At 44.9% G+C, this 24,869-nt stretch carries 29 protein-coding genes; 9 read left to right on the forward strand and 20 right to left on the reverse strand.

Annotated elements, in window-relative coordinates:
• Nucleotides 1-52 precede the first annotated feature (52 nt).
• Together ABLT31_RS29185 and ABLT31_RS29190 are read right to left on the reverse strand one after the other, a co-directional pair.
• Nucleotides 53-307, reverse strand: a complete 255-nt coding sequence (locus ABLT31_RS29185) for a DNA alkylation repair protein (RefSeq protein ID WP_367758298.1) — start codon at nt 305-307, stop codon at nt 53-55.
• A 210-nt stretch (nt 308-517) separates the two neighbouring features.
• A complete protein-coding gene (locus ABLT31_RS29190; RefSeq protein ID WP_462976546.1) occupies nt 518-820 on the reverse strand; it encodes an Fpa/YlaN family protein in 303 nt (100 codons plus the stop codon).
• Between the two features lie 167 nt (nt 821-987).
• Between ABLT31_RS29190 and ABLT31_RS29195 the strand changes: the two genes are divergently transcribed.
• The gene (locus ABLT31_RS29195) at nt 988-1,485 is read left to right on the forward strand and encodes a molybdopterin-binding protein (RefSeq protein ID WP_367758302.1); all 498 of its coding nucleotides are present in this window, start codon (nt 988-990) and stop codon (nt 1,483-1,485) included.
• Between the two features lie 140 nt (nt 1,486-1,625).
• Here the strand turns inward: ABLT31_RS29195 and ABLT31_RS29200 are convergent, their stop codons facing one another.
• From ABLT31_RS29200 to ABLT31_RS29210, 3 genes are read right to left on the reverse strand one after another with little or no spacing between them, the layout of a single operon-like run.
• Complete coding sequence (locus ABLT31_RS29200) at nt 1,626-2,129, reverse strand: hypothetical protein (protein WP_367758304.1); 504 nt, start codon at nt 2,127-2,129, stop codon at nt 1,626-1,628.
• Nucleotides 2,130-2,142: 13 nt separating this feature from the next.
• Complete coding sequence (locus ABLT31_RS29205; RefSeq protein ID WP_367758306.1) at nt 2,143-3,216, reverse strand: M42 family metallopeptidase; 1,074 nt, start codon at nt 3,214-3,216, stop codon at nt 2,143-2,145.
• A gap of 56 nt (nt 3,217-3,272) precedes the next feature.
• On the reverse strand, nt 3,273-4,169 hold the full coding sequence (locus ABLT31_RS29210) for an EamA family transporter (RefSeq protein WP_367758308.1): 897 nt from the start codon (nt 4,167-4,169) through the stop codon (nt 3,273-3,275).
• 91 nt (nt 4,170-4,260) lie between these two features.
• Here ABLT31_RS29210 and ABLT31_RS29215 point away from each other — a divergent pair, with 91 nt between their 5' ends.
• Nucleotides 4,261-4,536: a small, acid-soluble spore protein, alpha/beta type gene (locus tag ABLT31_RS29215; protein ID WP_367758310.1), complete on the forward strand. Its 276-nt coding sequence runs from the start codon at nt 4,261-4,263 to the stop codon at nt 4,534-4,536.
• 18 nt (nt 4,537-4,554) lie between these two features.
• On the opposite strand, the gene ABLT31_RS29220 is transcribed toward ABLT31_RS29215, so the two are convergent.
• Both ABLT31_RS29220 and ABLT31_RS29225 read right to left on the reverse strand, forming a co-directional pair.
• The gene (locus tag ABLT31_RS29220) at nt 4,555-5,589 is read right to left on the reverse strand and encodes a M42 family metallopeptidase (protein ID WP_367758312.1); all 1,035 of its coding nucleotides are present in this window, start codon (nt 5,587-5,589) and stop codon (nt 4,555-4,557) included.
• Nucleotides 5,590-5,710: 121 nt separating this feature from the next.
• Nucleotides 5,711-7,240 (reverse strand): fumarate hydratase, encoded by a 1,530-nt coding sequence (locus ABLT31_RS29225; RefSeq protein ID WP_367758314.1) that lies wholly within the window; start codon nt 7,238-7,240, stop codon nt 5,711-5,713.
• Nucleotides 7,241-7,469: 229 nt separating this feature from the next.
• Between ABLT31_RS29225 and ABLT31_RS29230 the strand changes: the two genes are divergently transcribed.
• The gene (locus tag ABLT31_RS29230; RefSeq protein WP_367758316.1) at nt 7,470-8,147 is read left to right on the forward strand and encodes a tetratricopeptide repeat protein; all 678 of its coding nucleotides are present in this window, start codon (nt 7,470-7,472) and stop codon (nt 8,145-8,147) included.
• Nucleotides 8,148-8,283: 136 nt separating this feature from the next.
• Here ABLT31_RS29230 and ABLT31_RS29235 read toward each other — a convergent pair whose 3' ends face one another.
• A complete protein-coding gene (locus ABLT31_RS29235) occupies nt 8,284-8,823 on the reverse strand; it encodes a MarR family transcriptional regulator (RefSeq protein WP_367758318.1) in 540 nt (179 codons plus the stop codon).
• Nucleotides 8,824-8,909: 86 nt separating this feature from the next.
• Nucleotides 8,910-9,305, reverse strand: a complete 396-nt coding sequence (phaQ, locus tag ABLT31_RS29240; RefSeq protein WP_367758320.1) for a poly-beta-hydroxybutyrate-responsive repressor — start codon at nt 9,303-9,305, stop codon at nt 8,910-8,912.
• Nucleotides 9,306-9,602: 297 nt separating this feature from the next.
• On the opposite strand from phaQ, the gene cysK reads away from it, so the two are divergent.
• On the forward strand, nt 9,603-10,529 hold the full coding sequence (gene cysK / locus ABLT31_RS29245; protein ID WP_367758322.1) for a cysteine synthase A: 927 nt from the start codon (nt 9,603-9,605) through the stop codon (nt 10,527-10,529).
• Between the two features lie 69 nt (nt 10,530-10,598).
• Here the strand turns inward: cysK and acsA are convergent, their stop codons facing one another.
• Entirely contained in the window at nt 10,599-12,314 is a 1,716-nt protein-coding gene (gene acsA, locus ABLT31_RS29250) for an acetate--CoA ligase (RefSeq protein WP_367758324.1), read from the reverse strand.
• 213 nt (nt 12,315-12,527) lie between these two features.
• Here acsA and ABLT31_RS29255 point away from each other — a divergent pair, with 213 nt between their 5' ends.
• Nucleotides 12,528-13,337, forward strand: a complete 810-nt coding sequence (locus tag ABLT31_RS29255) for a metallophosphoesterase (protein ID WP_367758326.1) — start codon at nt 12,528-12,530, stop codon at nt 13,335-13,337.
• A 141-nt stretch (nt 13,338-13,478) separates the two neighbouring features.
• Nucleotides 13,479-14,900: a S8 family peptidase gene (locus ABLT31_RS29260; protein WP_367758328.1), complete on the forward strand. Its 1,422-nt coding sequence runs from the start codon at nt 13,479-13,481 to the stop codon at nt 14,898-14,900.
• Between the two features lie 30 nt (nt 14,901-14,930).
• Here ABLT31_RS29260 and ABLT31_RS29265 read toward each other — a convergent pair whose 3' ends face one another.
• The 5 genes from ABLT31_RS29265 to ABLT31_RS29285 form a co-directional block, all read right to left on the reverse strand.
• Entirely contained in the window at nt 14,931-15,449 is a 519-nt protein-coding gene (locus ABLT31_RS29265) for a DUF3907 family protein (protein ID WP_367758330.1), read from the reverse strand.
• A gap of 152 nt (nt 15,450-15,601) precedes the next feature.
• Entirely contained in the window at nt 15,602-15,901 is a 300-nt protein-coding gene (locus ABLT31_RS29270) for a 4a-hydroxytetrahydrobiopterin dehydratase (protein WP_367758332.1), read from the reverse strand.
• A 304-nt stretch (nt 15,902-16,205) separates the two neighbouring features.
• On the reverse strand, nt 16,206-17,180 hold the full coding sequence (locus ABLT31_RS29275) for an NAD(P)H-dependent flavin oxidoreductase (protein WP_367758334.1): 975 nt from the start codon (nt 17,178-17,180) through the stop codon (nt 16,206-16,208).
• 18 nt (nt 17,181-17,198) lie between these two features.
• On the reverse strand, nt 17,199-17,453 hold the full coding sequence (locus tag ABLT31_RS29280) for a hypothetical protein (protein ID WP_367758336.1): 255 nt from the start codon (nt 17,451-17,453) through the stop codon (nt 17,199-17,201).
• Between the two features lie 17 nt (nt 17,454-17,470).
• The gene (locus ABLT31_RS29285; RefSeq protein WP_367758338.1) at nt 17,471-18,397 is read right to left on the reverse strand and encodes a hypothetical protein; all 927 of its coding nucleotides are present in this window, start codon (nt 18,395-18,397) and stop codon (nt 17,471-17,473) included.
• Between the two features lie 196 nt (nt 18,398-18,593).
• Between ABLT31_RS29285 and ABLT31_RS29290 the strand changes: the two genes are divergently transcribed.
• The 3 genes from ABLT31_RS29290 (at nt 18,594) to ABLT31_RS29300 (ending at nt 20,046) form a co-directional block, all read left to right on the forward strand.
• Nucleotides 18,594-18,779, forward strand: a complete 186-nt coding sequence (locus tag ABLT31_RS29290; RefSeq protein ID WP_367758339.1) for a twin-arginine translocase TatA/TatE family subunit — start codon at nt 18,594-18,596, stop codon at nt 18,777-18,779.
• 346 nt (nt 18,780-19,125) lie between these two features.
• Nucleotides 19,126-19,575: a GNAT family N-acetyltransferase gene (locus ABLT31_RS29295; RefSeq protein ID WP_367758341.1), complete on the forward strand. Its 450-nt coding sequence runs from the start codon at nt 19,126-19,128 to the stop codon at nt 19,573-19,575.
• A 78-nt stretch (nt 19,576-19,653) separates the two neighbouring features.
• Nucleotides 19,654-20,046, forward strand: coding sequence for a globin domain-containing protein (locus ABLT31_RS29300; RefSeq protein WP_367758343.1), 393 nt, complete (start codon nt 19,654-19,656; stop codon nt 20,044-20,046).
• A 37-nt stretch (nt 20,047-20,083) separates the two neighbouring features.
• Here the strand turns inward: ABLT31_RS29300 and ABLT31_RS29305 are convergent, their stop codons facing one another.
• The 5 genes from ABLT31_RS29305 to ABLT31_RS29325 all read right to left on the reverse strand — a co-directional run bounded on the left by ABLT31_RS29305 (nt 20,084) and on the right by ABLT31_RS29325 (nt 24,663).
• Nucleotides 20,084-20,257 carry a hypothetical protein gene (locus ABLT31_RS29305; RefSeq protein WP_367758345.1) on the reverse strand — a complete coding sequence of 58 codons (174 nt, stop codon included), beginning with the start codon at nt 20,255-20,257 and terminating at the stop codon, nt 20,084-20,086.
• Nucleotides 20,258-20,436: 179 nt separating this feature from the next.
• The gene (locus ABLT31_RS29310; protein ID WP_367758347.1) at nt 20,437-20,955 is read right to left on the reverse strand and encodes a DUF2179 domain-containing protein; all 519 of its coding nucleotides are present in this window, start codon (nt 20,953-20,955) and stop codon (nt 20,437-20,439) included.
• Between the two features lie 80 nt (nt 20,956-21,035).
• Nucleotides 21,036-22,118: a tartrate dehydrogenase gene (locus tag ABLT31_RS29315; protein WP_367758349.1), complete on the reverse strand. Its 1,083-nt coding sequence runs from the start codon at nt 22,116-22,118 to the stop codon at nt 21,036-21,038.
• Between the two features lie 19 nt (nt 22,119-22,137).
• Complete coding sequence (locus ABLT31_RS29320) at nt 22,138-23,565, reverse strand: aldehyde dehydrogenase family protein (protein ID WP_367758351.1); 1,428 nt, start codon at nt 23,563-23,565, stop codon at nt 22,138-22,140.
• Between the two features lie 60 nt (nt 23,566-23,625).
• Complete coding sequence (locus ABLT31_RS29325) at nt 23,626-24,663, reverse strand: aromatic ring-hydroxylating oxygenase subunit alpha (protein ID WP_367758381.1); 1,038 nt, start codon at nt 24,661-24,663, stop codon at nt 23,626-23,628.
• Nucleotides 24,664-24,869 lie beyond the last annotated feature (206 nt).

The raw sequence follows: 24,869 nt of genomic DNA on the forward strand, positions 1-24,869 counted from the left end.
GAAAATCCTTTAACTATTCTGTTAATTTTACTCAAACGAAAAGCCGATAAAATTACCGGCTTAAGCTTGGGTTCAATGCTGCCTTTAAAAAGACTTCCTCATCCTCGATCAGGCTGCAGAGGGCGCATTGAACCCGGTAGGAGGGCCCTGCATAAGGGTTATGAAAAGGATCTGTCACTTCGTCTTGGTACACTTGCACGATATCTCCTGTTGATGGGTCCATTTTAATCGACTGAGAGACCTGCTGGATAATGTTAAAACGAGAACGATTCGTTTTGCATCTTGGACAAAGATAAGGCTGTGTCATCTTTCCTACCTCCTTTTTTGGCAAATGAGCGCCAAGCTTGCTTGCTTATCTTTTCCAAGTTTCACTCCTTTTACTACTCCTACATATGCTAAAGAGAATAACAAACAAAACACCTGCCACTTTTGTTCTGTTACTTATATACCTTCAGCAGCTTGGGGGACTGATTCCCCCTCTTTTTTAATAAAAAAAATAGCCCCTTTTCAAAAGGGACTAGTTGGCGATATCTTCATTTTTTTGATGCAGCTCATCAAGTTCGTTTAGTTTGCGTTCAAGCTCCTGCAAAATGCGCTTTCCTGTGTCTTCTTGAATCAGCTTCAATCGCACGGCGAAATCGATTTCTCGTGATAAACCGAACATTTGAGTATCCAGTACTTCTTCGTACAGAGGGCATTGAGGCATTGTAAAGCTTTTCATTTGGACCTCAATAAGCTTCAATATTTTGTCAGCATCAGCCTGCAACATTTGAATGGCTTTTTGCTGAATTTCAATGGCCGTGACAGTAGGCACTCTCATTCCCTCCTAATCCCATAGTATCCTTAAGTATTAGTGTATCATAATCTGATTGATTGGGAAGACAAAAAAACAATGGAATGCGTTACCAAATCCTAGAATCGGTAAGCTTGGAAATAAGGAATATGTTAATATAGAAGGCAGACTAGTTATGGAGGCAAAGATTACATATGGCAGACGTTGTCTTAATCAAAGGAAAAGTACAACACGGCATTACGCTGGACCCGGGGGTTTGGATTTTTGATGACCGCAAAAAACGTCTCGAAGAATTTTTTAAGGCAGAAGAACAAGAAGATGAAGCTGCGGCCTATCAAAGAACGATTGGACAATTATGGGACAAGGAATTGCGAGAAGGAGCAGCCTTGCCCGACCCCGAACGCGAGAAGCAGCTTTTTGTCCAGAAAAAAGATATCTCCGGCGACTGGGCTGTTCCCTTTAAGCCTTTCCTTAGGAATGCTCATCCCTTAGAGGACGCGACCACCGTGGTTTGCCACTTGGAGTCAGGTGAGCAGGTCGAATTGGACATTGAAACCGCTATGGAAAGCATTTTATGCTTTGCTTTAGATGGCAAGCCTATCCGCAGCGAAGGGCCGTTTCATCTTCTCTTCGCTGATGGCAGCAACCGAAACAACCCAATCAAAGGGATCCAGCAGATCGAAGTTAAATAAGACAAAAAAAGACCCAGATGTTTTCATCTGGGTCAAGTTCAATAACTCCCAACCATTTGGCGTTCATACCGAATGGTCCATAATCAAGCATATAACAAAATATGACACAATACAATCCTATTTTACAAATATTTTACCGCTTAGACGGTTTTGTAGCGTATTCTGTCTTCTTCGAGCAGCTTAAAAAAACGGTCTTCCTCAGCGGGATTCAACATCACGGTCATGTGCTTGGCAAAGTAAACTTCTACCTTTTTTTCCTGATCAGAATAAAGGGCATATGCGGATAATTCCTCTAGATCTTGCATGCGCTTGAAATAGTGCAAAGCCTCAGGAGTCAACGGTGCCCGAAAACTTCGACTGAGCACCACTTCCCCTTTTTTGTTTTCCCGGATGTTTTCTTTCGTTGCCCCCAGCAGCTGCAATAGCTGCTTTGCTCTTTCCGCACCCAGGTTTTTTGCCAAAAAGATGTCAACATATTCGACCTCTACGGCCGTCAGGCTTTCCTCAACGGCGAGAATCATCTGCCGGTACAGACGCGTTAGGATTTGATTCGCAGGTGAAAGTCCATGGTCATCAAATAAGTACGTATACTGAACGCGCTGCTGTTCTGCCTGGCTTTTTTTTCGCAAGTAAAGATGGTGCATGACTATCCCTCATTTAGCGCTTCTTGATTTCCTCTAGGGTTGCACGATCCATTCGTTTAATAAGGGAGATCAGCAGCTTCTTCGCTGCCTCATAATCCTCCCGATGGATTATGGATGCATGGCTATGGATGTAACGGGATGGAATACCGATAACAAGTGAAGGGACTCCCTTCCCGGTCGTGTGGACTCTTCCTGCATCGGTTCCCCCAGGGGATACGAAAAACTGATACTTAATATCTTCGGCATCGCAAAGATCGATCACATAGTCGCGCAAACCAGGCAGCGTAACCATCGTCCGGTCCAGGATCCGCATTAATAATCCTCCGCCGAGTTTCCCCATTCCTTCGGAAACCCCCGGAATATCCCCTGCTGGACTAGCGTCCAGGGCAATAAATAAATCCGGCTGAATCATCTGAGCAGCGGTTGCAGCCCCTCTGAGGCCGACTTCTTCTTGTACAGTCGCTCCGGAATAAATGATATTGGGATGGCTTTCCCCTTGCATTTCTTTTAGCAATTCAACGCTCAGAGCACAGCCGTACCGATTATCCCAAGCCTTTGCCATCAGCTTCTGCTCATTTCCCAGAACGGTAAAAGGGCAAATCGGAATGATAGGCTGCCCTGGCTTAACGCCCATTCTCTCCGCATCGGCCTGGTCATCTGCTCCAACATCAATGTACATATTTTTAATTTGCATGGGTTTGTTTCTGGCTTCATCACTCAGGACATGGGGAGGAATCGAGCTGATGACCCCTGCAACAGGCCCTTCATCCGTTTGGATCTCTACGCGCTGCGCCAGCAGCACCTGGCTCCACCAACCGCCCAGAGGCTGGAATTGAATAAATCCTTTTTCCGTTATCCGAGTCACCATGAAGGCTACTTCATCCATGTGGCCAGCCACCATAATGGTTGGACCCTCCGGATTCCCCGTTTTTAAGCCAAAAATGCTCCCTAGATTATCCTGAATGATCTTTTCCGCATAAGGGGTTAGGTATTGATTCATGACTTGGCGCACAGGGCCTTCAAATCCAGGAGCTCCTGGCGCTTCCGTTAACGTTTTAAAAAGGTCCATCTGCCAACTCATCGACATGTCTCCTTTGCCAAAATTTGTTTCTACTTATAGTATCCCATTCATTTCCTGCAATTTCAATCTTCTTGCACCCGCCAAGCGCGTTTTCCAAAAGGTATCCTTGCGACCATAATGCCTATTGAAATAATGAAGACGCCTAGCCACTGCCAAGAATAAACTTGTTCTTGCAATATGATATGAGACATGAAGACCGCCATGGGCAGTTCAATCGAACTAAGAATGGTAGCCATGCCTGAGCCAATTTCTGGGACCCCATATGTAAACAGGAGGTTTGGCAGAACGATTCCCAATCCGGCCAATAGGATCCCCCAGAGCCATAACCCTTCCCCAATGGTCCCATTGTAGAGAAAGGTTGGGGGGAACACAAGGAAGACGACCACCATTGAACCAAAGCTTAAATACAAGCTTCTCATCCAAGGGTTTACATCAACCGCCAACCGGCCGCTGGAGAAAATAAATCCAGCATAACAAAAAGCGGCCAAAAGCCCTAGGAGAATCCCTCCTATAGGAATCGCCCGGAATTCGGCTTGCCAGATATTGCCCGCCAGGATGGTTCCAAGAACCAGGAAAATAAGCGAAAAAAGCTTCGGCCGCTCCGGCCATCTTTTATCGATGATAGCTTCCATAAAAACTCCGATCCACGTGAACTGAAACAACAGAACAATGGCAATGGAAGCAGGGATCGTCTGAAGGGAGCCGTAATAAAAAATGCCCGTTAAGCCTGTAAACATCCCTGCCAAGGTTAACATTCCCCACTTTTTTAATGGAACGCTCGTCAGATTACCCGTTCCTAGCGTAAGCAGGAACAATAGCAAAACTCCGAATAGCATTTGGCTTCCCGTTACTCCGGCAGTAGTAAACCCATGGCTATAAGCCGTTTTCACAATCGTAGATAAAACTCCATAACACGAGGCCCCCGCTGTCACCAGCGCGGCCGACCTCCAGTACCCCATTAGATTCTCACCTCCACCCTACATTATAGTTTTCTTCCGGGTTAGTAAAGCCATCCATGTACATCCTAGTACATAAAGGAGGAATGAAGCGATGTCAAAACGAAACCGGAATCGTTTACTCGTCCCGGAAGCACGCGCTGGTTTGCAGCAATTCAAGCAGAATATTATGCAAAGAGAAGGGTACCGAACCCAGGGAAATGAGGATGTAAAATATGAAGTCGCCAAAGAATTGGGTGTACCCCTGCAAAAAGGCTATAATGGTCATCTGGAAGCCAAAGATGCAGGAAGGGTTGGAGGAAAAATCGGAGGCCATATGGTGAAGGAAATGATTCGTATGGCTCAGGAACAAATGAGCAGGAAGGAATAGCGAAAGGCTATTCCTTCTTCACTCGCTTCGAAGGTAAGCGCGCAGCAGCTTCAAAGTATTCTCCAGGGCCTGCTTATGCGTCCGTTCATGGGAATGGGAGGCGTCGATACCCGGCCCGATTAAGCCGTGAACGATATCATGGCCTGCCCGTAGGGCAGCACTGGCATCAGAACCATAATAAGGATAAATGTCGACCTTGTAGTAAGCCCCTGCCTCCTTTGCCAGTTCAACCAGCTTTTGCCGAAACTCTTTGTGGTAGGGTCCGGAGCTATCCTTTGCGCAGATGGAGACGCAGTATTCATCCGTGGCCTGCCCCTCTCCGATCGCTCCCATATCGACCGCCAGATATTCTTTGACATCTGAAGGAATATTGGAGTTTCCCCCATAGCCGATTTCCTCGTTATTGCTGATAAGAAAATGGGTGGTATAGGGCAAGGGGGTTCCGCTCTCCACGATTTCCTTAATCAGCCCCAGCAACACTGCAACACTGGCCTTATCGTCGAGATAGCGGGACTTGATAAATCCGCTCTCTGTAATCTGAACGCGAGGATCGAAACTAACAAAATCACCGACCTCGATCCCTAGGTTCCGTGTTTCCTCGGCAGATTTGGTCATTTCATCTAAACGAACGATCATATTTTCCTCTGTCCTAGGCAGCTTCTCCATCTCCCGGTAGACATGAACCGACGGCTGTTTCGTTAAAATGGTACCTGAATATACTTTCCCTTGTGCGGTTTCAACCCAGCAATATTCCCCTTCTACCGAATGCCAGCGAAAGCCGCCAATGTTTGTTAAGCGAAGCGTTCCATTGGCGTGAATTTCCTTAACCATCGCTCCTAACGTATCTACATGAGCCGTGAGCATCCGTTGAGGACGATCTTGTTTACCCGGCAAGGTTGCGATCATCCCGCCTTTGTTATTTCTGGTCCAAGCGATCCCCAACCTGCTTAATTTCTGTTCCATGTAGGCCATCACTTTTCCGGTATTTCCAGATGGACTTGGAATATTTAAAATGGCCACAAGCTGTTCTGTAATATAGTCCAACGTTGTCATTCATCGTTCCCCTTCCTTTGCATCCTATTGTTATCCTCTAGTATTACTAGAAATTTAAAGCAAAATCCTGTCTTGAAAAAAAGAAAAGAAGCCTAACAAGCAGGCTTCTTTCTTTTATACCTTATTTAAATACAGGCTCTTTCATTTCAGCCAATTTTTCAAAGGAGGACTTGTCTACATCCGCATGCAAGCTGTTGCCATGAGAATCCATCGTAACGATGGCCGTAAAGCCATTTACTTGCAGATGCCACATAGCTTCAGGGATACCGAATTCCATAAAGTCTACGCCCTCTACTTTCTCGATACACTGAGCGTAATACTGGGCTGCTCCACCGATGGCATTCAAATAAACGGCTCCATGCTCATGAAGACCCGCTAGCGTTTTAGGTCCCATTCCGCCTTTTCCGATCACGGCGCGAATGCCAAACTTCTTGATGATATCGGCCTGGTAAGGCTCCTCGCGAATACTTGTAGTAGGACCAGCAGCCTTCACATGCCATTCGCCCTGCTCATCCTTCAGCATAACAGGTCCGCAGTGATAGATGATTCCCCCGTCGAGATCGACTGGGCAATCGTGATTCATGAGGTAGCTGTGCAGAGCATCGCGTCCGGTATGCATCAAGCCATTGATGACGACAACGTCTCCCACTTTAAGGGAACGGATTTGCTCTTCAGAGATAGGCGCTTGAAGAACAACAACTTCTTTCCCCTCTTGCTGATTTTGGCCTTGATTGTCGCCGGTTACCTTTACTTCTTCATCCTTATAAAGCCATCCTTTAATTTCTCCAGTCTCCGGGTTAATGGAGACGCCTTGGCGGCGGAACGCCCAGCAGTTATAAGCTACTGATACAAAGAAGCTGGCAGGAAGGCGGTTCATCACGCCGATTTTACAGCCAAGAAGCGTAGCTTGTCCGCCGAATCCCATGGTTCCGATTCCAAGCTTGTTAGCTGCTTCCAACACGTAGTCCTCTAGCTGAGCCAAAGTTGGATTTGGATTCACATCATCTACTTTTCTGAACAGCTGCTCTTTGGCCAAAGCATACCCGGACGTGCGGTCGCCGCCGATTCCCACGCCGATGAAGCCCGCAGAACAGCCTTGTCCTTGAGCTTGATAAACGCTGTGCACGATGCACTTGCGAATGCCATCCAAGTCACGGCCTGCTTTGCCCAGACCTTCTAATTCGCAAGGAAGGCTGTATTGGATGTTCTTATTTTCACACCCGCCGCCCTTAAGGATGAGACTTACTTCAATCTCATCTTTCTCCCATTGTTCGAAGTGGAATACAGGGGTTCCTGGTCCAAGATTATCTCCAGAGTTTTCCCCTGTTAAAGAATCGACCGAATTCGGGCGGAGTTTCCCATTTTTTGTCGCTAATGCGATGGCTTCTTTAATGACTTTTTTCATTTCCACTTGGTTGGTTCCAGCAGGTGTCTTGATTTCAAACGTAGGCATTCCCGTATCCTGGCAGATCGGAGATTGATTTACTTCTGCACTTTCAATGTTTCCTGTAATTGTGGCCAGGGAAAGAGCAGCCCTCGTTCCGGCATCTTCCATCTCCTTTGCCTTAAGGATGGCACGGCGAACATCCGGAGGAAGGTTTGTAGATGTTTCAACAATTAATTGGTAGATACTATCCTGTAAATGTTTCAACTCCTCAGCCCCTATCATGTTTATTAGTTTATTTGTTTTGGATCTCGACCTTATTATATCTCAAACCATCAAGATGGAACAGTATGAAGACCCCCTTAGTTATAATCTGGACACAACTCTCGTAGAATATGAAAATAGGTCAGGTCGTGCACCCCATCACCAACATTCTCAGAGCTTTTTCTGTTATGCTATACTAGAAGCTAGAAGAAATTTAAGAGAGAGGTTTATCATGAATGTAATAGAACCCACTCCCCTTTCCTTGACTCTCGGACTAATTACGGTCATCTTGGTAGCTTTCCTACGTTTTTATTTTCCTTTTCGGTATCAGTACCTTTGTCTGCCGTTTAAACGATCTCCTCATTGGGTAAAAAGAATTTTAATTCGCTCCTATCATAGGAACCGTTCGGCTGTCGGGCTGCTTGACCGGGCAACCAAAGAGATATTGGATGGGGATTATGATAAGGCGGAAACGTACATCCTGACCGGCATTGAAAAAGTGATTAAGCTTCGCGGCCTGCGGAACCGATTGATTCGCACTTTATTCTATAACCATCTATCGTGGATTCTCTATTACCGAGGACAGCATAGAGAATCACTAGAAATTGCCTTCCGTCTTTATGAAAAGGTTCCTTCTACCCCGAATGTTTTAGCGCTCATTTTATGTAATCTGGCAAGAATCGGGGAGGTCGGGCAAGCGATTGAAATCATGACCAAGTTAAGCGGAATGAGACGGGTTAAGCCGATCATCCTGCTTGGTTGTGAAGCGGAAATTGAAGCAGCGAAAGGTAACTTGCAGAAAGCTGTGCAATTATTTGATCAAGCCAAAGGCCGAAAAGAACACACATCCATTTATTTTAATTTGCCTGAAATAGATAAAAGGATTAATCAGCTTAAAAAAACAGCGTAAAGCGAGAATACTTGGCTCGCGCCTAGCTGAATGTATGTCTGACAGTACCAGTACAAGAAGACAAGAAAGGAGCTCCCATAAGACAGGGCGCTCCTTTCTTTTTGTTTACTCTGTTTGCACAAGCCAATACCGCTTCTTATTGGTTCACGCGATCCCTCTCGATCTCGGCTTCAATTACTTTGGCTGAAGATTCAAGAAAGTCCGTGTATTCCTTGCCGTACAGCTCCTGTGTCACAGCTAAGCCAAACTGCAAAAGCTGTCCATATTCTACGCCTAGGACTTCTCTTTTCTTTTCAATCACGGAATGCAGCTTATAGATGGAGAAATCGTCCTCTTTCGACATTTTATCACGGAGAGCCCGTCCCTTATCGGTTAAGAATACGCGGGAAGCTCTCTTGTCATTGCGCATCCTTTCCTTGCGGACTAATTCCTTCTCCTCTAGCTTGTCAATGAGATGCATAGCCGTGGAGATATGCCACAAGCCTAAGTTCGCTACTTCTGTAATCGTGCTTCCATCCCGGAAATGGAGTATCCATAGCAAATGCTGCTGGGGAGAGGTCAAGTCATGCTGTCTAGCTTGTCTTGTCCAATCCTCTTCCAGCGTTTTATACATGGCACGTACTACATTGATCATCATATGTAAATCAGATGAAATCCCTTTACCCTTATCAGCCATCTAGATTTAATACCACCTTACTAATGGGTTTTGAGTCCTAAGAGTATAACATTCTTCTTTATCTATATAAATTCCTTCCCGAAACTCTATTTATCCGGCTTATTTTTTGAGGATGAAAACAAAAGCCGTTCGTACATAGCAAAAAAACGATCCAGGGTTTTTTGGTACTGCTCGAGGGTAGTCGCCCAAGCGCTTAAATAGTCTTCCCCTTGCTGAGTAATGGAGTAAATTCGCTTCGCAGGTCCACCTGATGTCGTATCCCACTGGGAATGAACCAGATTTTCCTTCTCCATTTGCCTTAATGTCCGATACACGTACCCCTGATCAATGGATTCAAATCCGAAGGAGACCAATTCTTGAATCAATTGATAGCCATGGACTCTGAGATCTCGAAGCAGAAGCAATAAGCACGGGATCAGCAAGTTTTTTCTTGCCGCTATGCCTCCAAGCTTATCGTTCTGTAGTTTATCCATATCAGACATTCCTTCTCTCCTCCCAGTACCCTTTATCTGCGTACACCTTACGTGAACATTGTATTACTTGATTAAGTATTATATGCATGTATACCCAAAATCCAATCAAGTTTTGGCATCTAAGACTGATGAATCGCCTCGAAATTTGTCTTGAATCCAAACCTTGTGACATGTAATAAATACTTTTAGTTTAATAGAGAAGCCCATAGATTGACAAGTCTTACAGAAGAACATATGATTATACACAAAAACCAGTAAAAATAATAGGAATTACGACATTTCTCGACCGGCATAAGGAGGTACAATATGCGTGTGGTACAAAATATGGCAGAACTTATTGGCAGTACTCCGATGGTCCGAATGAATCGACTCGTTGGTCCTGAAGATGCAGAAGTCTTAGTTAAGCTTGAAAAATTTAACCCTAGCGGGAGTGTAAAAGATCGTGCGGCTTTTAACATGATTATTGAGGCGGAAAAAGCCGGCTTGCTGACAGAGGGTTCCACCATTATTGAACCGACGAGCGGAAATACCGGAATCGGACTGGCGATGAACGCTGCTGCCCGAGGGTACAAGGCGATTCTCGTGATGCCGGATACGATGACAAAAGAACGCATTAATATCCTGAAAGCTTACGGTGCACAAGTGGTATTGACCCCTGGTGATGAAAAGATGCCCGGAGCGATTCGCAAAGCAGAAGAACTGCAAAGGGAAATCCCGAACAGCTTTATCCCTCAACAGTTCGAAAACCGGGCCAATCCGGATATCCACCGAACCACAACAGCCTTAGAGATTATAGATCAGACTGGCGGAAACTTAGATGCATTTGTGGCGACAGCAGGAACCGGCGGCACAATCACCGGGACAGGAGAAACGCTAAAAGATAAGATTCCAGGAATTAAAGTCTATGTCGTGGAACCGAAAGGCTCTCCCGTTCTATCAGGCGGTCAACCTGGGCCTCATAAGCTTGTGGGTACAAGCCCAGGGTTTATTCCTGAAATATTAAACACTCAAGTCTATGATGAAATCTTTGCCATTGCTGATGAAGATGCTGTACGCACAACCCGGGAGTTGGCCCGCAAGGAAGGAATTCTTGTAGGCACTTCCGCTGGCGCTGCCGTCTATACAGCCTTGCAGATCGCCAAGCGGCTCGGAAAAGGGAAAAGAGTAGCCTGCATTGCTCCTGATACTGGCGAACGCTATCTGTCTAGCGATTTATTTGCTGAAGAAGACTAATAGTAATCCTCTAAGGATATCAGTACAAAGAAGTCTTGCCGACTCCACCGAGCGGGCAAGACTTCTTTGTTAGTCTTCCATCGTGGATAAGTCACCGGTCGGCAGGCCTAACTCCCAAGCTTTCAGTACGCGGCGCATGATCTTTCCAGAACGGGTTTTAGGTAATTTATCCTTAAATTCAATGAGGCGAGGTGCTGCATGAGCTGCTAAGCGTTCTTTAACAAAGCTCGTGATATCGCGTTTTAGTGCTTCACTTTCTTCATATCCGGCTCGAAGCGTGATGAAGGCTTTGATTACTTCTCCGCGAACCGGATCAGGAACTCCAATCACCCCGGCCTCTGCAACCGCCGGATGCTCGACAAGCTTGCTTTCGACTTCAAAAGGCCCGACTCTCTCCCCGGAGGTGTTAATGACATCATCCACTCTGCCTTCAAACCAGAAATATCCGTCTTCATCCATATAAGCCGAATCTCCGCTCACATACCAGCCCGTTGCAAAGTACTCTTTGTACTTTTGCTCATTGCCCCATATTTGTCTCATCATAGCTGGCCAAGGCGGCTTGATCGCTAAATTGCCCATGGTATTTGGCGGAACTTCTTGGCCTTCATTGTCGATGATGGCCAGGCGGATTCCAGGCAGGGGCTTACCCATCGATCCGGGTCGAATCGGCATGCTTCTATAATTGGCACAAATGGTAGATCCCGTTTCTGTCATCCACCAATTATCATGGATGCGCTTTCCTAAAATATCCAGTCCCCACCGGATAACCTCTGGATTCAAAGGTTCTCCTGCAGACAAGATATGACGCAAGGCACGAAGATCTGCCGTCTTCGGCAATTCATTTCCTTCTCCCATCAGCATCCGAAAAGCGGTAGGAGCACTAAACCAAACGGTTACTTTATATTTCTCCAAAGTCGCATACCAATCTGCTGGCCTAAAACGGCCGCCTCGGAGTACGATGGTTACTCCGTTTAACCACGGTGCCCACATCCCTGCAGATGTCCCGGTTACCCAACCCGGATCTGCTGTGCACCAGTAGATATCGTCTTCTCTTAGGTCATAAACCCATTTGCCTGATATCAGCTGATGAAGCATAGCATCATGAACCTGCAGGACTCCTTTTGGCTTCCCCGTGGAACCTGAGGTGTAATGAAGCAGCATCCCTGATTCACGGTCTACCCATTCGATTACATAATCATTAGACACCTGCAGCAATTGTTCGAATCGGACCTGGCCTTCCGCAGGTTCTCCTTCTGCACCGACCAGGATTACATGCTTAAGCTGAGGCAATTCCGCTACGGGAATCCGTTTAAGCAACTGAGGGGTAGTGACAACCGCTACAGACCCGCTATCAAGCAAACGATCTTTAACAGCTTCCTCCATGAAGGCTTCAAATAAAGGTCCAGCAATTGCCCCTATGCGGACAATTCCTAGTAAAGCGATATAGAGCTCCGGGCTTCGGGGCATAAAGATGAACACTCTCTCACCTTTAGTGACTCCTAATTCTTTAAGTCCATTAGCAAATTGACAAGATAGTTGACGAAGCTGTGCATAGGTGTATTGTTCATCCCTAATGCCATCGGTATAATAAAGGGCTACCTTGTCGCCTTTTCCTTCGTCCACATGCTTGTCTATTGCTTCATAAACAATATTGACACGCCCTGTATGGGCCCAGCTGAAATGCTCTTCAACCTGTTTCCAATCCATTGATGCTGCTGTTTCATTATAGTTTTTTAGATTGGCCTGCTCATCAAGAAGTAAAATTTCCCCATTTCTTACCGTCATTGCAGACTCACTCCTCTATTGTTCTATTTATATATCTCTATGTTATATAACAATTCCACGGAAATTTTACAAATCCTGCCTACTTTTAAAAATTTTTTAAAAAAACTTCATTATTGTCTCAGGCGATTCCTCTTCCAAGATTTTATCAACCATCACATATTAATTATGATGTATAATCGTTATATATTCTGAGTATAGAAAGAGTGATATATTATGTTTTGGATTATTGGCTTTATTTTCGCTGCCGTCCTCTTCTATGCTTATCAAAATACGAAGAGAGCGGTATTTACCCGCATTACCCTTCCAGTTAACCAATCCTGGGATGGGGATATGAAGGTGCTGCACTTATCTGACATGCACATGGAAAACCTATCAATCACGCCAGAACAGCTTTATGACGATCTCAAAAACGAAGTAATTGACTTAATTGCTCTGACAGGTGATTATCTTGATCGTGCCAAAAGTATTCCAAAGTTTATGGAATATATAAAAGTACTCAAGCAGCTGCCTGTTAAGCATGGCATATATGCGGTATTCGGCAATCATGATTATGTACTGAAAAAACCAGACTTTAATCAAATGAAGGAAGCCATGATTCAAGAAGGGGTTCATGTTCTTATCAATGAGACAAGACAGATTACACATGCCGGCAAGACCATAAATATTGTTGGAATCGATGACCATCATACACGGCGCAGTGATGTGGCAGAGGCTTATGATCAAGTCGTGGATGGGGTAGTACTTGTATTAACCCATGATCCGAACATTGTATTGAAAATGCAAGGATACCACTACGATTATCTGTTAAGCGGACATTTCCACGGCGGTCAAATCCATTATCCGCGAGCTTACCACTTAGCCAAAATGGGAAAGCTCCCGCGCATGAACATCATTAAAGGTCTGCATTATCATGATGATAAGGCCTTTTACATCAGCGAAGGCCTAGGACAAACCGGATTTAATATCCGCTTAAGATCTCGGCCTGAAATTACGCTTCATACGTTAACAGCAAATAAAGAATAAACAAGCGTACCTGTTGTACAGGGGCGCTTTTTTTTTGCGCTTTTCTACATGGAATCAATCCCCATCATGAAGAGAAGCCATTTAAACCATCCTAACCTTAAGGACTAAAATCTTGAGGTGAGCCCATTGATTCGATATTTCATGACTCTTTCGCTAATTGCTTTTCTTTTTGCGTTAGTTATTACTCCTCTTTCAAACAGGATGCCTTATCAGCAAAACCAGCCGGGCATCTCCAATGACTCCCGAACCGATCAAGTCCCCGTGAGGATTAACTATATCGGGCAGGTCAGGGAGACGGTTGAGGCGCTTAATCACAGCCCGCACATCATGACCATTCACCACAATTCACAGGATAAGAGCCATGCTGTGAAACGAGAAGTTACAGTCAAGTTTAAAGATCATCCAAGCGAAGCTGAATTGGCTCAAATATGTGACGACATCCGAGGAAAAGTGAAAAGAAATTGGGATCCATACCACATTTTCAAATCTTCAACGAAAACAACCGAAGAATTGATCGACTATTTTAAGAACATGGACACCGTGGAGTTTGTTGAACCCAATTATCTTCTGCTTCCTAATCGCATGCCAAACGATCCTTTATATACTCGCTACCAATGGAACTTGCCGCTTATTCATGCAGATGAAGCCTGGGAAGTAACTCCCGGAAAGGAAGACATCGTAATTGCTGTTGTCGACACAGGGGTTGATTTATTACACCAGGATTTTCAGGGTAAGCTAGTAGATGGGTATAACGTCGTAGCGGAAAACGACAATCCCCAGGATGATAATGGGCATGGTACCCACGTAGCAGGGATTATCTCGGCTAAAACCAACAATACATTGGGGATTGCCGGGGTTGCATGGTTCAATAAAATCATGCCTATCAAAGCGATGGGTGGCGACGGAACGGGCTCTTCTTTCGATATTGCTAAAGGTATTAGATGGGCTGCGGATCATGGAGCGCGAGTCATTAATATGAGTGTCGGCAATTACAATCATTCGGCTATCCTTCACGAAGCCGTACAGTATGCTTATAATAAAGGGATTGTTCTCGTCGCTGCTTCAGGAAATGATAACACGGACCAGTCCAGCTATCCTGCTGTTTACCCTGAAGTCATCAGCGTAGCCGCAGTGGATGACCGAAGCGAACGCGCAAATTTCTCCAACTATGGGAACTATATTGAAGTAGCTGCACCTGGTGTGGATATCCCGAGCACCTTTTTGGATAATGAATATGCGGCCTTGTCTGGCACGTCCATGGCTTGTCCCCATGTAGCCGGCTTAGCTGGTCTGATCTTATCGGCTAATCCGGAGTTAGGTGTCGAAGATGTCCGTGATATCATCCAAAAATCCTCCATGGATTTGGGGCCGACTGGCTGGGATACTCAGTATGGACATGGGTTGATTAACGTTGCGCAGGCGCTTCAGTTGGCAACCAATCAGCAAGAGGAAAACACACCGGCCCAACCAAAAGCTGAGGAGCCTCCCAATAAAATAGGATGGGGAGATAAATTTTTCTGGCGATTTAGATTCGGATCGCTGCAAGATCGATTTGGATTTTAATTTCCAGGTTGAGTAAAGAAAAAAGCAACCTTATAAGGTTGCTTTTTTCTTCTGGCTATTCATTTTTTTCATCGTGATGTAGTCTGTCTCATAATACTGCAACTCGTCACGCAAGTATTCAAAAGTCTTAGACAAGGACAGTGTTAAAGCTTTCAGCTCAGGGGTGACTTCCTTGCGGAAAATGATCGCATCCCTGCCGGTATAACTGTGTCTGCCATCCTCTTCATACACTTCACCTTTTGGATAATAAAAAAGGTTTACGCAGGTGTGGTATAAATGATAAAGGGCTTCTTCAGCGAATTCTTTATTAAATTCTGATCTTCGCAAACAAACTCCAATGTTTTCATAAACTTTCTCACAATGAACCAACAGGCTTCTTAAGTCAGATAAATAAGCTTTGTAATAAGAACTATATTCTTCTTGGTCTCCACTGCGGTTGACAAGATCTTGAAGTGTGGTTGAGTTCAGGAAATTCTCAATGTCTAATGCCGACTTTTTAAGACGGTGATAGGATTCTTCACAAAGTTCCCTAACTTGTATCTCAGGCATAGTTGTATACCCTCCAACTTTTGATTTATATCTATTCTAGCAAATAACCGGAGGATTAAGAAGAGGAAAATTATATTCTTATTTATAATCTGTATCTTTATAGGCAAAAAAAGAACCTGAACTCTATACTGAGCAGGTTCGAGAAAAGAGGGCTATACTGCTTTTCCTTTCGAAGGGAGCAGTTTATTGATCCGTTGTGCCAAGGCAAAATCCTTCCCCGTTAACCCTCCGCTGTCATGGGAAGTCAGGGTGAGCGATACCTTGTTATAACGCAAGATAAAATCAGGGTGGTGATTCATCTCCTCAGCATATTCCGCAACTTGATTGATAAAAGAAATGGCCTGCTTAAAACCTTCGAATTCAAACACCCTCTCAATCATGTCCTGATTAAGTCTCCACCCGGGTATTTTGGACATATTGAATGCAATCTGTTCCTTTGAAAGTCTTGCCATGCGGATTTGCTCCTTTCATTCACACCCTAATTTTTTACTGTTAGAGAAAGTTTAAGTTCACTAAAGCACTAAAGTGAACAAACTTTCTTAAACGCATAAAAAGCTTCCTCTAAAGGTGGTCTGGCTACCCTGAAATGCTTCAATGAAGCTTTTTTTACGCTTCATTATATACTATATAATAGGAATATTTTGATATATGTTTATAAATTACTGCCTATTTTTTTGAAATCGCATACATTTTGGTGCAAAAATCATGCCTCCCGAGAAACTTTCTCCAGGGGGCATGATCCAATCTTGACTATGGCTATGACCGAAAAGATTCAAAAAAGGAAGGCGAATGGGTCATGATGGCTTCAACCTCTGCAGCAAGACTTCTTACCACATCCGTTGCACTTTGGATGGAATCAATTAAACCGACACTTTGTCCGCAGTTGAGCCACCCATCCTGCACACTTCCTTCAATGGCAGCCACTTTATTATTGATTCCCCGGATGTAAGGGAGCATATCCTCTATGCTTGGGTTGGTCTTCTCAACCTCTAGAATTTTATCCACAAAAGGACCCTTCAGTACCCGTGTAACTCGGCCAATGCTTCTCTCCATCACCACAGTTGCGTCATCCTGTGACTCAATGAGCATGCGCTTATACGCCTCATGGGCTTGGCACTCTATGGTGGCTACAAACCTTGTACCGAGTTGCACCCCATCTGCGCCTAGAATCATGGCAGCTGCAATTCCTCGGCCATCAGCAATTCCGCCTGCCGCTACTACAGGAACTTTTACAGCCCTGGACACTTGCGGAATGAGCGAGAACAGGGTCATCTCAGCAGGCCCGTTGTGGCCCCCAGCTTCAAATCCTTCGCAGATAATAATATCGGCTCCGGCCTGCTCTGCTTTGAGCGAATGAGTAACGGTCGAGGTTAAAACCATGACTTTCATCCCAGCTTCTTTAAAAATCGGGATGAGCGGTCTAGGATTCCCTGCAGATATGCTAACGGCTTTAATGAGATGCTTATGATCAAGAATCGCTTGCACATAAGCGGAATTATCAGAATGCTCACTGATCGGAAGGTTTACTCCAAAAGGTTTGCTTGTCTTTTCTTCAGCAATGCGAATTTGCTCTCGAAAATCGTCAACCGAGCGACCGGCGGACCCAACAACCCCTAATCCGCCCCCGTTGGAAACGGCAGCAGCTAAAGCCCCATTCCCTACATAGGCAAGGCCTCCTTCGATTATGGGGTAATCGATCCCCAGCATTTCACAAATCCGGTTTTTTCCCATCCTGCACACTCCTCTTTATCATATGGACGTATAGAGTTGTTCTCCCAGCCATCCGGAAGCCCTGGGTTCCCATTTGTCGATAAAGAGGGCGAGTTGATGGTTGGTGATCATCATGGACTTTTTTTGATGCATGAGGGCTTCTATGCCTTCCAAATTACCCTCTTCAAACAAATCTAGGACCTGGGCGTCCAAGCTTCGAATTTTATCATTTCTCAGCTGAATAATCTGACGAAGGCGATCAAAACGCCTAGAAAGGAAAACTTCCGTCTCCACGTGTTACCATCCCTGATCTAAGACAGCTCGTCCACAATATCTTTTATTTTAAGGAGAACTCTTTCGTTCTTTTCTTTTTCAGACATTAAGGATTTAATGGCGTCCAAATTGTTAGCCGTAAAATGGGAAAGAACTTCTTCCTTCATTTCAGCAGAGCGTTTTTCCAATTTGATTAGTGCACCCATCAAATCTTCTACAACTTGGTCTACAACGGTCTTCTCTTGCTTTTCTTGTACCAATTCTAAGGTCTCCTGATTCATGGCTGCCGCCACCTCCATTATTGTTGTTTGGTTAATATCCAAGATGTGGCTGTCGGAAGAAGGAATGGTCTCATTCTCCATGACAGTTACTGAACTTTCATGTAAGTAAATCTTATCTTCCGAGATCTCAAAACGAGAATCCAGTTCAGGCAGGAACAATCCTTTTCTCTTCGAAAGCCCTTTACTCATTTGCATGATGTAAGGGACGTCCTTGATAAGGAGCTCCTTTGTTTCCTTTCTTTGAATCAGCTCAAAAATGTCATCGTTGACAATCTCCCACTCGCTTATAATCCAGCGCCCATCGTTAAGCTGGGAGAAGCGGTGGTCCCCCAACAGCCCTAATCGATCAAAGGAAAAGCTCCATGAGACTAAGTTGAGGCTCCTCAGCTTCCGAAGAATCTGTTCCTCCGTTAAAGGGCTTCCACTATCCTGAAGAATTTTCCATGCGTGTTGGGATAAAGGTTGAGATTCTTGTACATATTCAATAACAGCACGAGAGCTTCCTTCACGCAACGGTGAGGAAGGTCGGTCTAAGGACAGTTGGATAAAAGAATCCGCTGCGGAATCTTCTACCCCAAACATCGCTTGAAGCCGGTGTGCGATTTCCTCGCGCGCCAACGACCTTTCGCCTGCTTTGAATGTCTTTTTGATTAAGCTGATGGGCGTATAAATATGTTCTAGCAATGGTGTCGTTAACCCCCTTTAACTCTCAAAAATTGGTATATTTACACTATACCATGTCTACTACAGTTTGTCTCATGTTTCATCGGTTTTTCTGTCACATTCTTTTCAGATCTATAGAAAAAAGAAACATTGTTAAGTATTCTTTTTTTAGCTAAACTAAGAATGTCACATTACTTACCCAGAAAGGTATGATAATATGTTTTCGAACATTGGCGTACCCGGTTTAATCCTTATCCTTGTTATTGCTTTAGTCATCTTTGGCCCAAGCAAATTGCCTGAATTGGGAAGAGCTGTCGGACGTACTCTAAAAGAATTTAAGGATTCCACTAAAGGAATTATGGATGATGACGACAAGAAAGAAGATCCTAAGCTTATAAAGTAGCAAGATGACAGCTTTAGGATTTTTCCTCTTCAGCTGTTACTAATACTAAAAAAAAGATTCTCCTCTGCGCTAGGAGAATCTTTTTTTCTGTGAAGGCTTCATCAGAAGCTTTTCTTCAGATCGAAATACCGTTTAATCCAACGGTATATTTTGGAGAACAGTCCCCAAAGAGCAGATCGCGGTACCGGAATCAGCTGACAGCGCTCCTCTTCCCTCACGCTTATCTCCCCACTTCTTTTCCCTTATCCTTGATTACTATATGCAGCAAGTCGATTTTCTGCGCTTAAGTGACTCAGCGAATCGCATCATCATAGAATAACTATGCATGCAATGAGGGGGAATCGAGTTGGTCTATCGTTTGCGCTTCCGGGAACGCATCCCGCTGAAGGACAACAAGTACCTGTTGCGGCTGATTAAGCGGAATCTGGGCCGCTATCCTTCGGCGAAGGGCTTAAGCGACAAAAGGATTCTCGAGCTCTTGAACGAATACTCCCGGGTCATCCTGTTGACAGAACCTAATGGAAGAAGAGTAGGCTTTTTAAGCTGGACAGAAAAGGATAAGATTCTTTTTTTGGAATTATGCGTTATCGAAGAAAAGTATCAAAGAAAAGGGATTGCCACCCATTACCTGCAGCACCTTGAGGACTATGCTATGCGACGTCAATTCGAAAGCTTGCAATTTTATGTAGACAAGGAAAATACGGAGGCCTATGAATTATATAGAAGGTTTGGCTTTCTTCCGCTTCCTACACCAGCCTATGCCCCGACGATTTTAATGGGGAAAAAGCTATTGTGAGATTCGTCACATCCCTGTGGACTGCCTTTCAACTATACTTAAAATAATCTTAATACAGTTATATAGGTGGTGATACGCTTGTCCTTTCCTCCTATTCAATCTCCGTACGAGCAATTAGGCGGCAAAGAAGTAGTCCATAGACTTGTCGAAGCTTTTTACCCACGCGTGCTTAAGGATCCGGATTTAAGCCCTTTATTCGTTGATGGGATTGAAGAAATTATGAGAAAGCAAAAATTATTTCTAGTGCAATTTCTAGGGGGCCCTGCCCTGTATAGTGAGGAGTTTGGTCCGCCGGCTATGCGTGCCCGCCACCTTCGGTTTGAAGTAACCCCCACTCGGGCGAAAGCATGGTTGCGGTGCATGGAGGAAGCCATGGATGAAGTAAACCTGCAAGGACCGCTGCGGGATGAGATATTTATTCGCCTGGCTAACGTTGCCTATCTGATGGTGAATACTCCTGAACCTAACTAGAGGTAGCCTTGGAGGCTACCTCTTTATGGTCTTATCATTACATAAGAAAAAACTTTTTCGGCTGAAATCGAACCATTGCTTCAATTTCAAGCAAAATCTTATCAATTTCTTCGATATCTTCTTTATACATTTGGCTTAAATAGCTGCTGCCTTTTAGATGTCTTTGGGTTTGCTCGAGCCGATATTGCAAATCTAACACCCTCAAATCCATTCCTAAAACCTCCATGGTGTTCGTATTTCCATTCCACGATAAACTTATTCTCCATGATGCTCTATTATGCTTAGCTTTTCGTAGTTTTTTAAATGGAATGAAATGAATTTCACAGAAAAATAACGATCCATGCGGTTTATTCAGTCAGCCTGAGTTTAGACTTGCTTTTATCGCTGAACTTACCCTTTCAAATGCTTTATCCAAAATCCCCCCTTGAGTTGCTTGGGCTCGTATGAGACCACAAACGCTTTAGGGACACGATTCTGAATGAACTCCATGAGCTTGCGTTCATTGCTTCTTTTGGCCAGCACTTGCATGACAAGTCGCTTTCCATCTTTTCCATCGCCTAGCCAGGAAGTTACACCGAAGCCTTGCTTGCGAAGATAATCAGGCAGGTCGAGTTCTATGGAATCCACCACCACTTGGATGGTCACATGCCCCAGGGCCATGCATTCCTCAATTCGGCTTCCCAAATAAACACCCATTCCCCAACCGATGCAATAGGCCGCCAGATTGATCGGATTATTTAAATTATCAAGAACTATGGCCAGACCTTTCAAATAAACAAAAACCTCAACCATAGACAACAATGCGGCAAATAATCGATACCCTTTAATCACCAGGATCATTCTCAAGGTGAAAACGGATACATATAAGACGTTAATGATAATAATCGTAAGTAAAATTTCATAACCCATATCACGCTGTCTCCTATTCTAATAAACTACTGAATAGAAAAGAGAGAGCCAATTCCCTTTTTGGCTCTCTTTACTTCTAACTAAACGATACTCATCTTTTCAGTTAAGATCTGAACCACTCGACTGCCTACCTCTGACGTCTTGGCTGTGCCTCCCATATCCGGAGTAAGAACTGTCTTTTCTATGAGTAGACTCTCTACCGCTTCTAGTACCTTTGCTCCCAAATCCTCATGTCCAAAGAAATCCAGCATCTGACTGGCCGACCAGACGGCAGCTAAAGGATTGGCCAATCCTCTTCCTGCAATATCGGGTGCGGAGCCGTGAATCGGTTCAAACATGGAGGGGTAGGATTTCTCCGGATTAATATTGGCACCGGCTGCAAGTCCTAAGCCCCCGGCAATCGCAGCTCCCAGATCCGTTAAGATGTCCCCGAATAAATTGGAGGTGACAACGACCTCAAAACGTTCCGGCTGCTTAACCATAAACATAGCAGCAGCATCAACCAGATACGAATACGTCGGAACATCCGGATATTCCTTGCCCACTTCTTCAAAGACCTTATCCCAAAACACCATGGAATAATTCAAGGCATTTCCTTTGCTGATGCTCGTAAGGGATTTTCCTAACCGGCGAGCTTCTTCAAATGCATAACGGATGACTCGTTCTGTTCCCTTTCTTGAGAAAACACCGGTTTGCAATACCACCTCTTCAGGCTTTCCGGCAAACAGCCAATCCCCCGCTCCAGCGTACTCCCCTTCGCTGTTTTCCCGAATAAATAGCATGTTTATGTCTTCTTTATTGGCATCCTTCAAAGGGCAAGGCGCTCCCTCCAATAGCGTGATCGGACGGATATTGATATATTGATCGAATCCCTTGCGAATTTTGAGCAGCAGGTCCCATAGAGAGATATGATCGGGAACACCTGGATATCCCACGGCCCCCAAGTAGATGGCGTCAAAGTTCCGCAGCTGCTCTAAGCCATCCTCTGGCATCATTTCTCCATGTTTAGCATAGTACTCGCATCCCCAAGGGAAGTAGATAAATTCAAATCGAAAGCTTCCATCCGCTTCGGCAATAGCGTTTAATACTTTAACTCCTTCATGAATAACCTCTGGGCCAATGCCGTCTCCGGCAATCACGGCGATTTTATAGATTTTTTCCATATCGGTTTCTCTCCCAGTTTTAATTTCGATTCCAGATGACGAGCTTCATTTCTGTCATCTCTTCCACGGCATATTTCAGTCCTTCCCGTCCGGTCCCGCTTTCCTTTACCCCGCCATATGGCATATGATCCACACGGAACGTCGGGATATCATTGATCAGGACGCCTCCGACATGGAGCTTTTCCGCTGCATCCAGCGCTGTATGCACGTTTTCCGTATAAATGCCTGCTTGCAATCCAAAACGGGAGTCATTTACTCTCTCAATTCCTTCCTCAACCGAATGAATGCGGTTGATCAGAACTACGGGAGCAAATACCTCTTGGCAGGATACCTTCAAAGCGGTATCAGCATCCAAAATAACCGTCGGATAAAGGATATTCCCCTCCGTTTTACCCCCTGTTGCAACTTTCGCTCCACCCTGTTTGGCTTCTTCTATCCAGTTCAGGGTTCGTTGTACGTCATTGGGGGATATTAAAGCCGATACGTCGGTTTCGGGGTCTAGCGGATCTCCCAATCTTAACTGATTCGTTGCTTGGATAAACTTCTCTACAAAACGATCGTAGAGTTCCTCATGGGCATAGATTCGCTGTAAGGAGATGCAAACTTGTCCTTGGTTGGAGAAAGCCCCGGTCACGCAGCGCTGAATAATCTTGTCGATATCCACGCCCTTATCGATAATGACGGCTGCGTTCGATCCCAGCTCCAGGGTAACTCGTTTCAATCCAGCCTTATTGCGGATTCCGATCCCTACTCCGGGACTTCCCGTAAAGGTAATCATATGAACTCTCGGATCCGTTACGAGTTTCTCTCCTACTAATTTTCCGTCCCCAGTGACCACATTGAGGGCTCCTGCTGGCAACCCTGCTTCCTGCAAGAGTTCAGCAATGAATAATGAAGAGAGCGGGGTTTGACCGGCAGGCTTCAGGACAACCGAATTTCCTGCGGCAAGAGCAGGCCCAAGCTTGTGCGCAACGAGATTCATAGGGAAATTAAAAGGTGTGATCGCCCCGATAACCCCTATAGGCTCTCTATAGGTATACGCTAATCTTCGCTCTCCGCCAGGTGCGGCATCCATGGGAATCGTTTCGCCGTGGATTCTCTTCGCTTCCTCCGCTGCGAATTTATAAGTTTGTACGGTACGCGATACTTCCACCCTAGCTGTCGTAATTGGCTTGGCTGCTTCTAAAGCAATAAGACGGGCCGCTTCTTCTGAACGTTCATCTAACAGCGCCGCCAGCCTTTCCAAGATGGCTGCCCGCTGATGGGCCGGCATTTTAGCCATAACGATCCGAGCCTGATAAGCCGACTCAATGGCCCTTTCAGTTTCTTCTTCTGTCGCCTGCGGAATCTCCGCAATCACTTCCTGTGTATAAGGAGAGAGAAGAGTACTATAGTTTTTCGATTCCATCCATTCCCCGTTAATAAATAGCTTTTTCTTCATCTTCATAATCCCCTTTACTATTAGATATGTTTACTAGAATTCCATACTGTATTGGTGTGATGGTTTCTACTCCCTGATCCCAAGGACTTCCTGAACCATTTCATGGAACTGCAGCACCCCATTTTCCGTAGGGGACAGAACTCCTTTGCCATACGCCTTGGATCTGAAGCCGATTTGAGCCAATTCCACCAGCTCAATATCCTCATCCCGTACCTGTTCCATAAACTTCAGCAAGTCTTGCTCATCTTGTGAAAGATTTCCATCCCGGAAAAACACATGGTAAACGCCCATCGTTGTCTCATGATCAACAGGGATCATTTGGATGACAGAAAGGTTTCCGGAACCGGGATAAATCGTCACCATCAGGTTCGGCCACAGCCAATAAAAGCGCCCGCCTTGAAATTCGGCTTTATTCAGCTCGATACTTCCCACTTTTTTATCTGGCTTAATGACGGTTCCTTGCACGGAGTAGTTTTCGCAAGCAACTACTTTATACTGACTCATATCCAGCGTCGCTACAAAACCGGGATGAGCAATCGGGCAGTGATCACATTCCAAGTAATTATCGACAAAGGCCTTCCAGTTTCCTTTGATAATCCGCTGTTTGGTCCAGACTCTTTTTAATTCACCAAGAAACGGCACATCGTTTAGCGAGTTGAAGAAGTCACCATAGCTTTCGGCCAGAGGCACAGCCTGGTCATCCAAATTGACAAAGATCATCGAAGCTTGAATCTCCAGCCGTACGAAACGAAGGCAAGCTTCCCCCTCACAGAAATGCTCCACATCCTTAAAATTTGGTGCTTTGTTCAGCGAGCCGTCCAAGTTAAACGTCCATCCATGATACCCGCATTGGAGGATCTTCTTGTTTCCTTCGTCCTTTTTTTCCAATTTCGTTGCCCGATGGGGACAAACGTTGTAGAAAGCTCGGATCTGCTCATCCTTTCCCCGGATAATGACAAGTGGCTCTCCCGCTACTTCACACGTGAAATAATCCCCCACTTTTTGAACCTGACTGATATGTCCTACGTATTGCCATGTCTTAGAAAAGATTTTCTCTTTCTCCTCCTCTAAAACAGCCGGATCCGTATATAGACGATAAGGCATCGTTTCATACCCTTGTTTTACGTTTTTCTCTGCTAATGCCACACAAATCACTCCTCGTAGTATGCTTTGTTATAGTCTAAGCGGTTTAGACTCAATTTCTTATAATTGCAACAACCGTGCCAACTCCGTTTACCACGTTATTGATCGTAAATAACGTCTTTTCTTTACATTTTTCTTAATAAAGTGAGTTGGTTTGAACTCATTAC

This window comes from Ammoniphilus soli (genome assembly GCF_040813775.1).

Bases quoted from the DNA above. Each gene is read 5' to 3' on its own strand.
- ABLT31_RS29185 (WP_367758298.1), bottom strand. From the start codon at position 307: ATGACACAGCCTTATCTTTGTCCAAGATGCAAAACGAATCGTTCTCGT.
- ABLT31_RS29190 (WP_462976546.1), bottom strand. From the start codon at position 820: ATGAGAGTGCCTACTGTCACGGCCATTGAAATTCAGCAAAAAGCCATT.
- ABLT31_RS29195 (WP_367758302.1), top strand. From the start codon at position 988: ATGGCAGACGTTGTCTTAATCAAAGGAAAAGTACAACACGGCATTACG.
- ABLT31_RS29200 (WP_367758304.1), bottom strand. From the start codon at position 2,129: ATGCACCATCTTTACTTGCGAAAAAAAAGCCAGGCAGAACAGCAGCGC.
- ABLT31_RS29205 (WP_367758306.1), bottom strand. From the start codon at position 3,216: ATGTCGATGAGTTGGCAGATGGACCTTTTTAAAACGTTAACGGAAGCG.
- ABLT31_RS29210 (WP_367758308.1), bottom strand. From the start codon at position 4,169: ATGGGGTACTGGAGGTCGGCCGCGCTGGTGACAGCGGGGGCCTCGTGT.
- ABLT31_RS29215 (WP_367758310.1), top strand. From the start codon at position 4,261: ATGTCAAAACGAAACCGGAATCGTTTACTCGTCCCGGAAGCACGCGCT.
- ABLT31_RS29220 (WP_367758312.1), bottom strand. From the start codon at position 5,589: ATGACAACGTTGGACTATATTACAGAACAGCTTGTGGCCATTTTAAAT.
- ABLT31_RS29230 (WP_367758316.1), top strand. From the start codon at position 7,470: ATGAATGTAATAGAACCCACTCCCCTTTCCTTGACTCTCGGACTAATT.
- ABLT31_RS29235 (WP_367758318.1), bottom strand. From the start codon at position 8,823: ATGGCTGATAAGGGTAAAGGGATTTCATCTGATTTACATATGATGATC.
- phaQ (WP_367758320.1), bottom strand. From the start codon at position 9,305: ATGTCTGATATGGATAAACTACAGAACGATAAGCTTGGAGGCATAGCG.
- cysK (WP_367758322.1), top strand. From the start codon at position 9,603: ATGCGTGTGGTACAAAATATGGCAGAACTTATTGGCAGTACTCCGATG.
- acsA (WP_367758324.1), bottom strand. From the start codon at position 12,314: ATGACGGTAAGAAATGGGGAAATTTTACTTCTTGATGAGCAGGCCAAT.
- ABLT31_RS29255 (WP_367758326.1), top strand. From the start codon at position 12,528: ATGTTTTGGATTATTGGCTTTATTTTCGCTGCCGTCCTCTTCTATGCT.
- ABLT31_RS29260 (WP_367758328.1), top strand. From the start codon at position 13,479: ATGACTCTTTCGCTAATTGCTTTTCTTTTTGCGTTAGTTATTACTCCT.
- ABLT31_RS29265 (WP_367758330.1), bottom strand. From the start codon at position 15,449: ATGCCTGAGATACAAGTTAGGGAACTTTGTGAAGAATCCTATCACCGT.
- ABLT31_RS29270 (WP_367758332.1), bottom strand. From the start codon at position 15,901: ATGGCAAGACTTTCAAAGGAACAGATTGCATTCAATATGTCCAAAATA.
- ABLT31_RS29275 (WP_367758334.1), bottom strand. From the start codon at position 17,180: ATGGGAAAAAACCGGATTTGTGAAATGCTGGGGATCGATTACCCCATA.
- ABLT31_RS29290 (WP_367758339.1), top strand. From the start codon at position 18,594: ATGTTTTCGAACATTGGCGTACCCGGTTTAATCCTTATCCTTGTTATT.
- ABLT31_RS29305 (WP_367758345.1), bottom strand. From the start codon at position 20,257: ATGGATTTGAGGGTGTTAGATTTGCAATATCGGCTCGAGCAAACCCAA.
- ABLT31_RS29310 (WP_367758347.1), bottom strand. From the start codon at position 20,955: ATGGGTTATGAAATTTTACTTACGATTATTATCATTAACGTCTTATAT.
- ABLT31_RS29315 (WP_367758349.1), bottom strand. From the start codon at position 22,118: ATGGAAAAAATCTATAAAATCGCCGTGATTGCCGGAGACGGCATTGGC.
- ABLT31_RS29320 (WP_367758351.1), bottom strand. From the start codon at position 23,565: ATGAAGATGAAGAAAAAGCTATTTATTAACGGGGAATGGATGGAATCG.
- ABLT31_RS29325 (WP_367758381.1), bottom strand. From the start codon at position 24,663: ATGCCTTATCGTCTATATACGGATCCGGCTGTTTTAGAGGAGGAGAAA.